At 43.7% G+C, this 15,447-nt stretch carries 8 protein-coding genes; 3 read left to right on the top strand and 5 right to left on the bottom strand.

Translation table 11 applies throughout. The features are described 5' to 3' along the window. Nucleotides 1–53 precede the first annotated feature (53 nt). Nucleotides 54–638: a Crp/Fnr family transcriptional regulator gene (locus tag BMX56_RS24570; protein ID WP_090652348.1), complete on the bottom strand. Its 585-nt coding sequence runs from the start codon at nucleotides 636–638 to the stop codon at nucleotides 54–56. Nucleotides 639–1,180: 542 nt separating this feature from the next. On the opposite strand from BMX56_RS24570, the gene BMX56_RS24565 reads away from it, so the two are divergent. Together BMX56_RS24565 and BMX56_RS24560 are read left to right on the top strand one after the other, a co-directional pair. Beyond that, nucleotides 1,181–2,488, top strand: a complete 1,308-nt coding sequence (locus tag BMX56_RS24565; protein ID WP_090652347.1) for a phospholipase D-like domain-containing protein — start codon at nucleotides 1,181–1,183, stop codon at nucleotides 2,486–2,488. A gap of 645 nt (nucleotides 2,489–3,133) precedes the next feature. Beyond that, complete coding sequence (locus tag BMX56_RS24560) at nucleotides 3,134–6,295, top strand: GH92 family glycosyl hydrolase (protein WP_255369911.1); 3,162 nt, start codon at nucleotides 3,134–3,136, stop codon at nucleotides 6,293–6,295. Between the two features lie 540 nt (nucleotides 6,296–6,835). Here BMX56_RS24560 and BMX56_RS24550 read toward each other — a convergent pair. From BMX56_RS24550 to BMX56_RS24535, 4 genes are all read right to left on the bottom strand, one after another. Continuing rightward, entirely contained in the window at nucleotides 6,836–9,109 is a 2,274-nt protein-coding gene (locus BMX56_RS24550; protein ID WP_090652345.1) for a GH92 family glycosyl hydrolase, read from the bottom strand. A 310-nt stretch (nucleotides 9,110–9,419) separates the two neighbouring features. After that, nucleotides 9,420–10,829, bottom strand: a complete 1,410-nt coding sequence (locus BMX56_RS24545; protein ID WP_090652344.1) for a sugar porter family MFS transporter — start codon at nucleotides 10,827–10,829, stop codon at nucleotides 9,420–9,422. A gap of 46 nt (nucleotides 10,830–10,875) precedes the next feature. After that, nucleotides 10,876–12,687 carry a class I mannose-6-phosphate isomerase gene (locus BMX56_RS24540; RefSeq protein WP_255369910.1) on the bottom strand — a complete coding sequence of 604 codons (1,812 nt, stop codon included), beginning with the start codon at nucleotides 12,685–12,687 and terminating at the stop codon, nucleotides 10,876–10,878. An 80-nt stretch (nucleotides 12,688–12,767) separates the two neighbouring features. Beyond that, on the bottom strand, nucleotides 12,768–13,502 hold the full coding sequence (locus BMX56_RS24535; RefSeq protein WP_090652343.1) for a GntR family transcriptional regulator: 735 nt from the start codon (nucleotides 13,500–13,502) through the stop codon (nucleotides 12,768–12,770). Between the two features lie 281 nt (nucleotides 13,503–13,783). Between BMX56_RS24535 and BMX56_RS24530 the strand changes: the two genes are divergently transcribed. After that, a complete protein-coding gene (locus BMX56_RS24530; RefSeq protein WP_177183906.1) occupies nucleotides 13,784–15,082 on the top strand; it encodes a GH36-type glycosyl hydrolase domain-containing protein in 1,299 nt (432 codons plus the stop codon). Nucleotides 15,083–15,447 lie beyond the last annotated feature (365 nt).

The raw sequence follows: 15,447 nt of genomic DNA, 5'->3' as shown, positions 1-15,447 counted from the left end.
CCGGACAAACGTGCACATTGACATAAAATAAGAAAGCAATTGATCTATATCAATCAGGATTTGTTCCGCGCGGTTTGTGTGCGGATGCGGCTGAGTGTTTCAGGCGTCATACCCAGATAGGAGGCGATCATGCTTTGGGGTACGCGCAATGCAAACTCGGGGTACTTTTTAACAAAGTAGAGGTATTTTTCTTCAGCAGTGTAGCTTAGTGTGGCATTGATGCGGTTTTGCTGGGTGACGAAGCTTTTATTAAGGATGTTGTTGACCATTTGATCGAACAAAGGTATTTCACGGCGCAGCATTTCAAAATTATTGTGGGTAAACAGCACCAGCTCGCTGTCTTCTATCGCGTCTATATTAAAGCGGGAAGGTTCCCCCGATAACAGGCTTTCCCGATCGCCGCTCCACCAGTTTTCGATACTGAACCCGATGATATGTTCATTCCCTTTTTCATCTACCGAATAGGTGCGTAAACAGCCGGCGCTTACAAAAGCATCGTACTTCCATATGTCTCCTTCCTGTAACAGGTACTGGCGTTTGCGTATCTTCTTGATCACGGCAACCGAGCGTACCCTATCTTTTTCCGCATCAGTTAGTATCACCCGGTTATCTATATACCGCTGGAAAATTTCATACATAGGGTCGAAGATAAAGAAAATGCCGAAACTGAGCACCCCTCGCCATCTCAAAAAAACAACGTACCCCTAACATTTATTAGTAATATTCTTCATTGGCAGGTTATATACTTCACCAGGGTCAACCTTATGCAGTAAAGGCCTGCAACACAATCGACTTTATGATCTCAGCCCGTAAGTTTGTTTGTAAGTGGCCCCGCTCGTGAAAGCGAATTATGGGCGCTGTTTGATCGTCTTCCGTTTTCATACATTTCTTTTTAGCGTATAGTTTTTCCCGGGGCGAGTCAGTATCTGTTGCCGGCGGCCTTGGTTATCAATACGGAATTTGAACCATTTTCAATTCAGGTCTAAATCTGTCAATCTTTTCAAATCATGAAAGAAAAATTGTGTTATAAATAAAGTCTGCACCACAAACGTTCGCAACTTGCTAAATGCTTGCGAACGTTTTTCGTTTATAGTGGGATAGAACAATTCGATTAAGTTCTCTCATCTAAAAAATCCAGGTTTATTTAATTCATTATATCAATTTTTGATAAGTTCGTAGGGTGAATACCACAACAATTCCTTTCGCAGGCGCGGCATCCTACCCCGTTCGCTCAGGAAATTTGGTGAAGCCGTTGATAGACGGTGAACCTGCATTCCGGCGTATCTGTATGGCAATCGAAGCTGCACAGCATACAATTTACGCTACTGTTACTTTTTTATGGGCAAACTTTGTGATGCCGGATCACCGGGGCAGTATGTGGGAGGTGTTGGATAAAGCTGTCGCCAGGGGGCTCGATGTCCGGTTTATTTTCTGGAGACCGGACGAGGAAACGGCATGGCTTAGGCAGAACGCGTTTTGGGGCAGTGCCGATCATATTGATTTTCTCAATAAGCGAAATTCCGGCATAAAAATTCGTTGGGATCGGGCACATTCAGGCTTTTGCCAGCACCAGAAAAGCTGGCTGATCGACGCCGGTCACGACAATGAAACAGCTTTTGTCGGGGGGATCAATCTCAATCCTCATTCAATGGTTTCACCGGGGCATTATGGCGAGGGGCATAATCATGACGTTTACGTCGAACTAACGGGCCCATCTGTTGTCGATGTTCATCATAACTTTGTTCAGCGGTGGAACGAAGCAAGTGAACGATCTGTAGAAGATGGCCGCTGGGGAATCGGCAGTGAAGTTAATTTGGAATTTCCCGTCGAAATACCCACTGCACGCGGGCAGGCGTCGGTACAAATACAGCGGACTATACATGTCGGCCGATATTTCGACGGGAAAGCAACTCCAGGCGGAAAGAGTTTCGCTATTGCTGCGGGTGAACAATCTAATTTCATGCAATATTGTATTGCAATTAATGCTGCGTGCCGTACTATCTATATAGAAAATCAACAAATAGATGTTCCCGAAATAATAACACCTCTAAAAAATGCCCTCGAACGTGGTGTATATGTAGTGTTATTGATGCCTTTATCGGCACAGGTACCATCGGCTCTTGCTGCATACGAAAACTTCTCGGTTGCAGGTATTGCCGGGCTGGACGCGGCTGGATACCGGAAACCTGTATACATACATGCCAAACTGATGTTGATTGATGATGAGTGGGCAACTGTCGGATCGTGCAACCTGCACCGGTTCTCACTTTTTGGGAATAGTGAAATGAACGCAGCATTTTCAGACATCGATACCGTTCGCACTTTTCGTTCAACGCTTTTTCAAGAGCATCTCGGCCAGGATACGTATAACCTTGATGACCGGGAAGCTATTCGGCTTTTCCGTAGGATAGCTACAGAAAATCGCAAGAAGTATGAAAGCGGTGATCATAATTGGCGGGGCCTCGTGTGTGAGAGGCTATCCAATTAAATAGCTTGGATTCTCCTTTAGAAAATTTGGAGAAAAAAAACAATTCCAAATAAGCCATTAAAAGCAAATCAGAGAGGAAATAGTTCAAGATTTGTACAGTAGCCACCACGCTTTCAAAAGCTTCTTAGTAATTCTAACAGGCTTTCCTTTCTAAAAGTGCCATTTGAAGCTAAAAAGGGATCAAGCAGAATATTTGAGGATCAAGCAGAATATTGGGAGGAAAAGAAAAAAATCATTGTTTTGTGATGAACAACAAACTACAAAAACTTGACAAACGCTTACGAAACCCTGATTCGGCTGATCTTACCCGAATACCTTTTAGGCTATTTTGAACTGCCCGTTTTCAACTGGCTTGAACTTTATCATTAGTGGGTTTTATGTTTTTTGGGTCATGCATTTGATTTTTAGATACTTAAATACGTATAAATACATGACCTTACCTGATTCCTTATCACTTTTTTCTGATTAATAATCAAACTCTGGCTACAAATTTATTCGACATACTTCATTAAAATTTGCATATTGAAATATTTTATGTATTTATGTATGGACATTATTAAGCCAATCTGTTAGATTGGAGAATTTATTAATGTTTAGAGAAGCATATCTCTGCATATTTAACTGAAGTAAATCAATTTTGAATATATGATTATAAGGATGAATGGGAAAAGTGCATTTTTAATGGCGGCCTTGTGCTTTACACTTAACCGGGCTGTTGCTCAACAGGAAGCGATTTGGCAAATAGGCAAAGCCGACCGCAGTAGTGCGGGGATGGCGTTGGCTCCTGCAGCATACCAACATTTTTTAGACCATGATTTTGGATGGGAAGACCGTTTTTTTCTGATCGGGCTATCTAAACCCGAAACTGATTGGCCATATGTATTGCCTGGGCCAAATGATGACTGGGGCGGCACTGGTGGTACATCGGGCATCCATTCACAGGTACTTAATATTTTGTTTGGCGTAAAAACTTTGCCGGTTAATGGGGTGTATAGTTTTACCATAAACATGGTTGGCTACAATGCAGCCTCGCCGCCATTGGTAAAGGTGGTTATCAACGGTAAGTCGTTTAAAACCCGGCTTCCAAAAGGTAAAGACAATAAGGTTGTTGAAGGTGACCTTAGTGAAGCCAATCCTTATGCGCTAACCATTCCCATAAAAAACGGGCTGTTGCACAAGGGGGGCAACGAAATACAAATTACCTCCATAGATGGCTCATGGTTGGTATTTGACCAGGTTAAACTGGATGGACCAAAGGAATTGCAGCTAATTGCTCCAAACAGTGCCTTTTTGCGCAGCGTTAAACCTGCGACGTATGAAATTGAACAAGACAAAAAAAGATATCAGCCGCTACTTGTTGATGCACAGCACCTGAATGGTAAACCTAAGTTGCTGGTTAAGCTGGATGGGAAGATAATTTTTGCTGATAGGCTCGATTCGGCAAGGTATGTGTTTGAGGCACCTATGCCGGCTGTTTCAGCCGCAAAAAAAAGCAGCTACGAGGTTTTTTGCAACGATACCTTGCTTGAAAAAGGCGTAGTGCTGCGGACGCCTAATAAACTACAAACACCTGCAGATTATGTAGATACCCGCCTGGGTTCGGCACATTCCAGGTGGATGATTGCACCCGGGCCGTGGATGCCCTTTGGCATGGTTAAATTGAGCCCGGATAACCAAAACGGGGGCTGGATGGGTGGTTACGACCCCACCTTTGAAAGCATTGGTACATTTAGCCATATTCATGAATGGACAATGGCCGGCCTGGGTATGATGCCCACCAGCGGCCCGCTGCAAACCCGTATTGGCGACGAGCATAAACGCGATGGCGGTTACCGCTCACAGATTGATAAATCAAGCGAGGAGGCGCCTTTAGGCTATTATAAAGTAATGCTGACCGACTATCATATTAAAGCCGAACTTACGGCAACAACGCGATGCGGCTTCCAGCGTTATACCTACCCCAAAGTTGAAAACGCAAGGGTAATGATCGATTTAAAAATCCCGGCGGAATATGGCTATAACCTGAAAGATGTTACGTTAAAGAAGGTTAGTGATACCCGGATAGAAGGATCAAGCAAACAATTTACTAAGGATGCATGGTCGGGCGGAGTCGATCAAAACTATACTGTTTATTTTGTGATTGAGTTTGATCGCCCCATACGCAAATTTGGCACCTGGGTAAATAATAAAGTAGGGGATGGCGATATCGTAAGCGCTATCGACCCTAAAAATGCCGGCGCTTATGTGGAGTTTGATACCCGCGAAAACCAGGCGGTACAAACGCGTACAGGTATATCACTGGTGAGTCTTGATAATGCGGCGCAAAATTTAGCAGAAGAAATTACAAAACCATATAACTGGAGTTTTGAAAAAGTACGTGAAGGCCAAAAGGAAACCTGGAATAAGCTCTTGGGCCGCCTGGAGATAAGCACTAACGATAGCCGCGAGAAAATGCGGTTTTACAGTAATATGTTCCGGGCGTTGGCCAGCCGCAATACCTGGAGTGATGTAAACGGGCAATGGATTGATGCCTCAAAAAGATTGCAGCAGCTTAAAGACCCTAAATCGCCGGCGATGGGTTGCGACGCGTTTTGGAATACCTTTTGGAACCTTAACCAGTTTTGGAATCTGGCAACGCCCGAATGGTCGTCAAATTGGGTAAAATCCCAACTGGCTATGTACGATGCTGATGGCTGGCTTGCAAAAGGCCCTGCCGGGATGAATTATGTGCCTGTGATGGTAGCCGAGCATGAAATCCCGCTGATGGTTAGCGCCTACCAGATGGGTATCCGCGATTATGACTCGCAAAAAGTGCTCGATGCTGTGGTAAAAATGCAGACCACGCCGGCGCAAAAAGTAGGTAAGGCAGGCTTTGCAGGGAATGAAGACCTGGAAGCTTATTTAAAATACAAATATGTGCCCTATGATAAAGGCCGGTTTTCAAACACCATGGAGTATGCCTATGACGATTGGACAGTATCGCAGCTGGCAAAATCATTAGGCCGGAATGATGTATATGATACCTTTAAAACCAGGTCGGGCTATTGGAAAAATGCGATGGATACAACTATAGGCTATTCAAGGATGAAAAAATCGGACGGCACCTGGTATCCAAATTTTGACCCTTTCCGGTCGGGCGCTAATGAACATTATGTAGAAGGGAATGCGTGGCAGCTCACGTTTTTTGTACCCCAGGATGTTCCGGGCCTGATACAGAAGATAGGCCAGGATAAGTTTATCGACAGATTAAGCTGGGGTTTTAAAGAGAGCTATAAGCTGAGGTTTAATGCGCCAGGCGATCAGTATTGGGACTACCCGGTGATACAGGGCAACCAGCAAAGTATGCAGTTTGCATTCCTGTTTAATTGGGGCAAACACCCCTGGCTTACCCAAAAATGGAGCCGCTCGGTGGTCGATCGTTTTTACGGCTTTGGTGTAGCCAATGCCTACCTGGGCGATGAAGACCAGGGGCAAATGAGTTCGTGGTTTATCATGAACGCCTTAGGGCTTTTCCAAACAGACGGCGGTGCCGGTGCACACCCGATATACGAAATAGGAAGCCCCATTTTTCCTAAAGTAACCATCCACCTTAACGGCGCGTACGGCAGGGGGCAAAGCTTTACCATCGAGGCTAAAAACGTATCGAGGGATAATAAATATGTACAAAGCGCTACACTTAACGGTAAAGCGCTGCAATCCTTCTGGTTTCCCGCATCTGAATTGTTAAAAGGAGGGGAGCTAAAGCTGGAAATGGGCCCCGAGCCTAATAAGGCATGGGGTATTAAGGATTTGCCGGTTACGCAGTAGGTAATTATAGCTCCCGTATTTGCCCGGGACTAAACTTGCGAAGTTTTTAAACTTCGCAAGTTTTTTTGATTATACTCGGATCGGACAGTTGTATGTAATCTACAATGCCAGGTTCGCGAGCGGATACTTGGTTACTGACTATGATATGTTTAAAAACGAAAGTCATCCCGAACTTGTTTCGGGATCCCACAGGATAGGTGACCCGCATGAAGTACACTTAGCATGTGGGGTGCCGAAACAAGTTCGGCATGACATTGAAGATTAAACCGATGTCACACCTCCTTCAGAATTTCGCGAAATTTTATCACTACCTATGACGTATTCAATTTTCCCGTCATCCTGGGGCTCGAAGGATCTATCAGCTATGCATGAGCGATAGAAAAGTTCGCGAATAGATGCTTCGTTCCTCAGCATGACAGTGTTTTATTTTTGAATGCCATTTCCCTTCCGGATTTTGTGAAATTTTATCACTGAAACATGATAATTTAAGGGATACCATTACCGGCAGATTCGCTGGATCTTACAGCCCAGGATTAAAGTTTAATTAGCCGTGGCGCTCATATACAACTCCAGCTTGCCGCCATTTACAATATCTTTAAAGCTGATATGATTATCCTTTAAGGTTTTGCCGTTTAACTTTGCCGTATGGATGTAGATGTTTTTGGCCGAGTTATGATATGTCTTAATCTCGAAGGTTTTTCCCTTGAAATAGGATGGGTTCAAATTGATTTTAATATTGTTAAACAGGGGGCTGGTAATATCAATTCTTAAATCGGGCGATGTACCGCCGTTCATTTCAAATAAACCCATCGAACTTAATACAAACCAGGCGCCCATCTGGCCTTCGTCTTCATCGCCATTCCAGCCAACGTAGGGCGAGGCGTCATAAAAAGTGTTCAGGATCTTCCTGGTGTAATACTGGGTAAGGGATGGCTTGCCTGCATAATTAAACAGGTAAGCAGCCTGCATATTCACCTCATTGCCCTGGTTAATATAATACTCGGCCGATTGCCCCATGGTACGGTCAAGCGCGTGCGCCGCAAATTTGTGCACTTCAGATTTTTGAAAGCCGATGGTTAGCCGCTTTAAAAATTCATCCTTATGGATATAATTGATCAAACCCGGAACATCATGCGGCACATATAACGAATATTGCCAGGAGTTGCCCTCCACAAAATGGCTAACAGAAAAAAGGTCGAAATCAGGAATAAATGAGCCATCTGCTTTCCTTGGCGTAACGTAGCGGCTTGCCGGGTTAAAAACGTTTTTCCAGCTTGCAGATCGCTTTAAAAAAAAGTTATAGTCATCGTCCTTATGCAGCAATTTGGCCATCTGAGCTACGCACCAATCATCATACGCATAATCTAATGCTTTTGAGGTGGCACCTTTTTCAACAGGTACAAAGCCAAATTTGGCATAATCAGTTATCTGCGGATTGCCCGGATTGCCCCCACAGGTAGGAGTGGGTTCAACCTCCATAGTCTTTTTCATGGCGCGGTAAGCTATCTCGGCATCCTTGGTTACTATACCTTTTAAATACGCGCTGGCAATCAATGCCATTTCATGCGAGCCTTCCATAATGCCCGAGTATTCTACCCCGGCAGGACCTTTGGATAACCAGCCTGTTTTTTCATACATTTCCAGCTGCGTATCTACCAGTTGCTGCACCATATCCGGCGATGTCAGGGTCCACAGCAGGTTCAAATTCCAAAAGGTATTCCAGTATGCATCGCCACCTATCATTGCGGTACGGCCGGCCGGCAATTGCTGTACGTTTTCGCAAGCATCGGTATATTTTCCGTTGGCATCGCTCATGATCATCTTGGCAGTGAAACAGCGGTAAAAATTGGTGTAAAATTTCTTCTTATCGGTTTCGCTGCCACCGGTTACCGCAATGCTTTTTAGGGTATTATTCCATATTGTCCGGTTATGTTTTACCAGGGCGTCAAAATTCCAGCCGAAATCTTTTAATTCTGTTTTAAGATTGAGCCGGGCCTGGTCCATGTTAACAAACGAGATGCCGGTTCTTAGTATTACCTGTTCGGTTTTCGAGGTTGGGTAGGTAACGTATGCGCCCAGTTCGCCCGATCCTTTGATCTCTTTATTGCTCTTAATTACCGACTGGTTTCCATATTCCTCAAAATCATGAAAAGGTTTGCTAAACTGCATCACAAAATACAAGGTATAGTCATTAAAATTGGCCGATGCGGTTTTGGCATAGCCCTGTATCTCGGAGTTGGATACTTTGGTAATAACAGCATCTTTCAGGTCATAACCATATTCCGCCGGAATGTTAAGCTGGATCATAATCCGGTTTGAGCTGTCTTTGGCAAAAGTATAGCGCTGCACGCCGGTACGTTCGGTTGCAGTCAGTTCCACCTTAACCTGCGGATCCATCAGGAAAACAGAATAATACCCCGGCGAGGCCTTTTCATCCTCGTGCCTGAACCTGGAGTGGTAACCGCCCCCGGCCCCTTTAAACGGTTCGTCGGGCGCGCCCGGTGATGTCGACAGATCGCCGTTGGCAGGCATGGTCAGTAGACCCGCCATTGTCCAGCCGTGTAAAAAGCTAAAGCCATGAATACTCCCTACCGCATACTCATAACCACCCTGCCAAACCCCTCTTTGGTTATCGGGGCTAAGCTTAACCATCCCGTTGGGCATTGTAGCACCGGGGAATAACATCCATCGGGAATTTGATGTGCCGATGAATGGATCAACATAATCAACCGGCTGTTTTGTTTGCGCGCCGCCGCTTAAATAGGCGCATAAAATTGCCAGGAACAATACGGCGGTTTTGCGTATCCTTATCATATTGCTTTTTATATATCGTTAAGAGCCTCACCTAAATCCTCTCCAAAGGAGAGGACTTAAAAAATATGCAAATCAAGAACCCTTTCCAAAAGCTGCTGGGCACACACACAAGTTCCTATAAAAAGAAGTTGTCATTTCGAACGAGGTACGAGGAGAAATCTTGAACGCCCTGCATCAACATAGCCCCTCGGAATGCAAATCGCATAAGATTTCTCCTCACCCCCTCACACAATCCCACTCTGTTCGTTCGAAATGACAATTTCTTTTGGTAAATGTGTACTCACAGTAGTCTTTGCGGGCAGGGTGAGGCTCAATGCCCTGCCCAAATCTCCTGAACCTCCTCAAGCGATTTACCTTTGGTTTCGGGTACCATTTTATATACTACCCAGAATGACAGCAGGCAGCAAGCCGAGAAAAACCAAAAGGTAGCTGCCGGGCCAACCGATCCTAAAAACATGGGGGTAAGCTGCCCCACAATAGTATCGGCAATCCACATCACCATTATGCTTAAAGCCAAAGCCCTGCCGCGTATTTTGGTAGGGAAAATTTCTGAAGCAATAACAAATTTAAGCGGCCCTATAGAGAATGCGAAACAAGCCAGGAATAGTATAATGCTGATGACTAACGAGATACTGCTGGTTGTACCTGCATAAAAACAAATGCCGGTAAATGCAAGGCAAACTGTAGCACCCAACGAGCCAGCAATGTATAATGGCCTGCGCCCCATTTTATCTACCTTCCAGATGGCTATAATGGTAAACAGGAAGTTGGCTATACCAAAAATGATTTGCCCAAGCAGTGCATTGGTAATGTTGATGCCCGCATCGCTTAAAATACGCGGGCCGTAATATATTACCGCGTTAATACCGCTGAACTGGGAAAACAGGGGCAGCAGCAGGCCGATAAGCAAGGGCTTGCGCATGGCGGGCGAAAACACTTCTTTATATGATCCTTTTTCCTGGCTTTTAGTATTTTGAATGAGTAAGGCATCTTTTTGCGCCGAAGCCATGTTGGTTATTTTTGCCAAAATTGCTATCCCCTCATCATTTTTACCTTGCTGGATAAGCCAGCGCGGGCTTTCGGGCACAAAACATAGGCCTACAAAAAATAGTAGCGCGGGTGCTGTACCTAAACCTAACATGCCACGCCATACTTCCTTAACCAGTACCAGGTTTAAAATGTCGCCCAGTCCGCCGCCTTTATAATTTAGCGAAAAACTTAATAAGCCGGCGTTGGTCAAATAAGCCACCAGTATGCCCGCTGTGATAGCCAGCTGGTAAAAGGTGACCAGGCGGCCCCTTACGTTTGCGGGGGCAATTTCTGAGATATACAAAGGTGCTACAATTGATGCCACCCCAACGCCCATACCGCCAAGCATGCGTGCCAGTATGAGTAAGGTAAAACCCGATGATAACGCCGAGCCAATGGCCGAAAGCAGGAATAATATGGCCGCTAACATCAGCATCTTTTTACGGCCTATCCGGTCACTTAAGTCGCCCGAAAAGGATACGCCGATGATACAGCCAACTAATGCCGATGATACAAACCAGCCTTCTGTGGCGGCCGATAACGAGAACTGGCTTTTAACAAAAGGCAGCACGCCCGAAATTACGGCCATATCGAAGCCGAAAAGTAAACCGCCCAATGTAGCTACCAAAGTTATGGCCACCAAAAATAGGGTAGACCTGCCTTGTACAGACTTTGAATTTTCCTGGCTCATGAAATGGTAATTTAGGTAATGGGTTATTTTTATTTTAGGTTTTTAGTTAACAGCATTCATCCTTAACAAAGGCTTTCACCACTTTTGCCTTGTTGTTGCCGGTATTGGTCATGGTGTAGCTTAACGCGTTGGCCGGTATAATAAATGTTTCGGCGTAATGGATAATTTGTGTTAATCCATTGGTGGTAACTTTTATGCTTTCGCCTTCTACCAGGCTTAACACATGGCATTGGTTGTTGGTATTTTCTTCAACAACCGTATCAAATTCAAAACGCTCAATAGCGTAAAAATGCTCTGGATGCGTGGTAAGGTTAATTACCTGCCAGTCTTTACCTTGTTTTACTATGCTTTGTTTTGATATTAAGGTATCGGTAACTACATCACCCTTTCTGTCGAAGTTTAGATTTTCAAATGCCCTGTCGATATTCAATGTGCGCGGATTTCCATTCAGGTCCGGGCGAAGCCAATCGTACATTTTAAAGGTGAAAATATAGGGCGTGGCGCTTATTTCAAGCACCATATTGTTTTTGCCCGAGCAATGTACCGTACCGTTCGGAATCAGGAAAAGGTCATGTTTTTTTGCCGGGAATGTTTGTACGTAGTCCTTTATTTCAACAGGCTGGTTGTTTTGAAAACTATCTTCCAGTACTGTTTTAAATTCCTGTTTATCAATGTTATCCTGGAAACCCAGGTACACCTCGGCATCCGGTTCGGCATCAAGAATGTAATAAGTTTCGTCCTGGGTAAAATCTTCGCCAAAATTTGCCTTGGTATAGGCTACAGTAGGATGGCATTGCAGCGAAAGGTTACCGCCATCAAAAGTATCCAGAAAATCAAACCTGATTGGGAAGGCATCGCCAAACCTGGCAGCAGCTTTGCCTAAAATAGCCTGGTTATCGTATAAAAACAAGGTATCTAACGATACTTCCAGCATATGATTATCGTATTGCAGTATGAGGCCATTTTCGGGTGCTATCAGTTCAAACGACCAGGCATAGTTTACCACTTCGTCGTTTAAACCATTAATATTATCTTTTATCCAGCGGCCACCCCATACACCCGGCTCAAACCATGGCCGGGCCCTAAACATGTGCCCTGATAACTGTTTTAGCGCGTTCCTCAGGGTATCGCCGGTTGCCCAGCTGATATCATCAATCCTTTGCTCATCAACAATTATATCAACAGAAGGCAGTAATTGCTTTTTGTGTTTATTAAGTACCGGCCAATCAACAAAATAGAAACGTTTATACTGTACTTTAGGATCTGCAGGCTGATAATCGCCAATATTACAGATCTTGTTTGCCCTTGACCTGAATTGGATTTCGTTTTTAGGTACATCCAGGTAAATAAGGGGGGCCTGCCAGCCGCTGAGTGCTGCGCCACAGCCGTAAATAATATTCAGGCAGTTGTTTAAAGGTGTTATTTCGCTTAGCAGTTCCTCGTCAAAAAAATCGATAAGGTCACCTTCGTAAATCTTTCCAAATAAAGGATCGTTGCCGCCCATAAATGGTGCTATTGTGGCGTGAATAACCAATTCGGGTTTAAGGGCGTCATTGATGTTTATCCAGTTTACGCTTGCATCCTTATTAATAAGCTCGGTGTTAAGGTGTTGTACAAAAATATCCCAGTAAACGCCGGAGTATCCATCAATGATGATGTTTTTTTGCTGCGCAATTATCCAGCTTGCCAGTTTTCCAAATCCATTAAAAATTGGCCCGTCAATTTTAAATGTGGGGTAGATATCGTATTCGGAATTTAGTGCCGACTGCTTTTCAGCCGGAATAAGGAACTGGCTGGTCGACCTCAGTTCTTGAATATCTGGTTTGACGTCATTTTTTACAACTGGACCTCTGTTCATATAATCGTTATATGTTATAATGTGCAAACATATTAGATTTCATTTAAATTGCAAACAAGTAATCAATATTTAGTTTGAACTTAACTTGTCCTTCTGCTCTCCACTGTATATTCAAAACTTTCGGCTTTATAATAACCCAGGTTATATTCCATTGGCCGGTCGCCCTGGTCAAATACAAAACGCTTTCTGAAAAGTACCGGGCTGCCAATATCAATCTCCAGTTTGCCGGCAATAAATTTATCTGCAGCTTTAGCGCTAATCTCTTCTTTTGACAGATCTGCAACTACAGAATGCTCATTTTCAAGCATTTCGTATAACGGTTTTTTAAAATCCTCATCGCCTGTAAGGCCAATCCTGGGGTGAAAATAGGATACAAAATAAACAAAAGCCTCGTCGGAATTTCCTCTTAAGCGCTCCATTTTCAGTATCTTTTTTTCAGTTTTTATATCAAAAAAGTTGGCTATATAATCGTCGGGGTACACCCAGCTTATATGCAGCTCGTAATTTTTAATTATGATACCGCGAGCCTGCATTTCCTGTGTAAAACTTAGCCAGTTCATTGCTTTTGAGCTCATTTTTGGCTGAGCCACTTTTGTTCCCAGCTTTTTTTTCCTGATCAGCAACTCCTCATAAACCAGTTTATTGATAGCCTGGCGCAGGGTGGTTCTGGATATGGCCAGTTTTTTGGCCAGATCTACTTCATTGGGTAAAAGCTTACCTGCCTGGTATTCAGGGTCTTTTATTAGCTCTCTTAGCAGGTTCTCGGCTTGTATGTGAAGCGGAACGCTGCTTTTATGATCAATTGAAAATTTCATGTTGGTATTTATCCAGGTTTTATGAACAGTATAGTGCAAATTAAATAATTAGTTACATGTTTTATTAATATGTCTACTAATTATGTGTTATAAATAAAACATTCGGCACACTGTACAGGCATCGTCTGAAACTTAAAGATAGCTTTATATTTTCTGCAAATAAAACGCATAATAAATTTGGTTTGAATTTTAATGTTTTTATGTTTGTACATATTATTAGTGCCAGGAGATTTGCCTGCGTTATATCCTAAACAGTTTTTAATTATAAAAATTATTTATACATGAAAATACTTTTGTCTTTTTTTATTATGCTTTCTATACTTACCGGCTTATCTGCCAGTGGCCAAACAACCGGTAAAGCCGCGCTTGCCAAATCTATCATGGCCGATGGCCGGTTAGATACTATCCAGGCGAGGGCTTTAAAATTACTTTCGGGGTTTTCTGCAGGCACATCCTACAACGAGGTTTGGATCCGCGATTTTAATACTTTTATTAAAGGATCGCTCCAGGTACATCCTAAGGATGAGGTTAAAACAAAGATACTACTATTTTTTAAGATTCAGGATGATGATGGTAATATAGTTGATGGTGTTGTAGATAGCGCTAAAGCCAACGTGGGATACAAATACCGCTACTCGCCTTTGCTGCGCGGCTGGGCGGCGCATAAAAATACTGTAGAAACCGACCAGGAGTCGTCGTTGGTGCAGGCTGTAAAAAAATATATTGATGTTACCGGCGATAAAACCATTTTGAATGAAGTGATAGGCGGCAAAACAGTGTTGCAGCGTATGGAGGATGCTTTTATATACCTGCAAAAAGACCGCTGGTCGGCAAAGTACGGCCTGGTTACAGGCGCTACCACTATTGATTGGGGCGATGTGCAGGCCGATGGCGGCTGGGGTGTTGCCATTAACGAAAAAACCAAATGGGCTATTGATATATATGATAATGCCATGTTTGTAATAGCCCTGCACAATTTTGTGGCCATGCAGCCTAAAGGCTATAAGGCCAAGCAAAACTGGGCGCAGGTAGCGGCTAATGTTACCAAAAACGTGCGTAAATACCTGTGGGATAAGGACCGGCAGAAATACATCCCGCACCTGTACCTCAATGGCAGCCCTTTTACGCCCGATTTTAATGAAAAAGAGATTTTGTATTTAGGCGGATCGATATGTGCTATACTGGCAGGCTTTAATACCCCGGCCGAGGTTAAGGAAATAAACCGCCAGATGCTGGCCGCTGCAGCAAAAGAAAAGTATGCAACTATTGGTCTTACAGTTTACCCGCCGTACCCAACGGAGCGCTTTCCGAACATGCATTCCTATGATTATCAGAATGGCGGCGACTGGACATGGTTTGGCGGCCGCATGATAGCCCCCTTACTGTCATATGGTTGCGCAAAAGATGCTTATGCCGAGCTATCGCCGATGCTGGATAGGGTTATTGCCAACAAAGGTTTTTTTGAATGGTACGATGTACGAACCGGCGCCCCAAAAGGCTCGGGCGATTTCAGGGGCGAGGCCGGGGTGCTTTACGATGCCATTGCCGTTTTAAAACAATGGGCTGCTAAAAATAAATAAGTTGGGGTTATAGTTGATTTCTTGATTGAATAGGCCGCTTTGCGGCCTGTTTTGCGTTATGCCTTTTTGCCCCCTCACATGCAAAAACTTATCAAGTATGTATAATTTTTAAGTGGTTAATTCTAATTTTTGGCTAAAAAAGTACAAGAAAATTCAAAAAAACTACAAAAAATTACAACCTCCTTTTTTTTGCCTTTTAATGCCTGTTTCTCCGCTTCATCCACTCATTTTGAAGACATCTTTTTAAAATATTTTATAATGTACAAACATTTAATAAATATGTTCGAATGTTTGTTATTAAAATAAATATTATGAGTGCCTAAATCATTAAAACACAGGATAAATTGGCATATTGTGCACTAATG

Origin of the sequence: Mucilaginibacter sp. OK283, from assembly GCF_900110415.1 — a bacterium.
Classification (GTDB): domain Bacteria; phylum Bacteroidota; class Bacteroidia; order Sphingobacteriales; family Sphingobacteriaceae; genus Mucilaginibacter.
This window is presented reverse-complemented; position numbering and strand designations above follow the sequence as displayed.

Coding starts and splice junctions, on each gene's coding strand:
- BMX56_RS24570 (WP_090652348.1), bottom strand. CDS start 638: ATGTATGAAATTTTCCAGCGGTATATAGATAACCGGGTGATACTAACT.
- BMX56_RS24535 (WP_090652343.1), bottom strand. CDS start 13,502: ATGAAATTTTCAATTGATCATAAAAGCAGCGTTCCGCTTCACATACAA.
- BMX56_RS24540 (WP_255369910.1), bottom strand. CDS start 12,687: ATGAACAGAGGTCCAGTTGTAAAAAATGACGTCAAACCAGATATTCAA.
- BMX56_RS24530 (WP_177183906.1), top strand. CDS start 13,784: ATGAAAATACTTTTGTCTTTTTTTATTATGCTTTCTATACTTACCGGC.
- BMX56_RS24550 (WP_090652345.1), bottom strand. CDS start 9,109: ATGATAAGGATACGCAAAACCGCCGTATTGTTCCTGGCAATTTTATGC.
- BMX56_RS24545 (WP_090652344.1), bottom strand. CDS start 10,829: ATGAGCCAGGAAAATTCAAAGTCTGTACAAGGCAGGTCTACCCTATTT.
- BMX56_RS24560 (WP_255369911.1), top strand. CDS start 3,134: ATGATTATAAGGATGAATGGGAAAAGTGCATTTTTAATGGCGGCCTTG.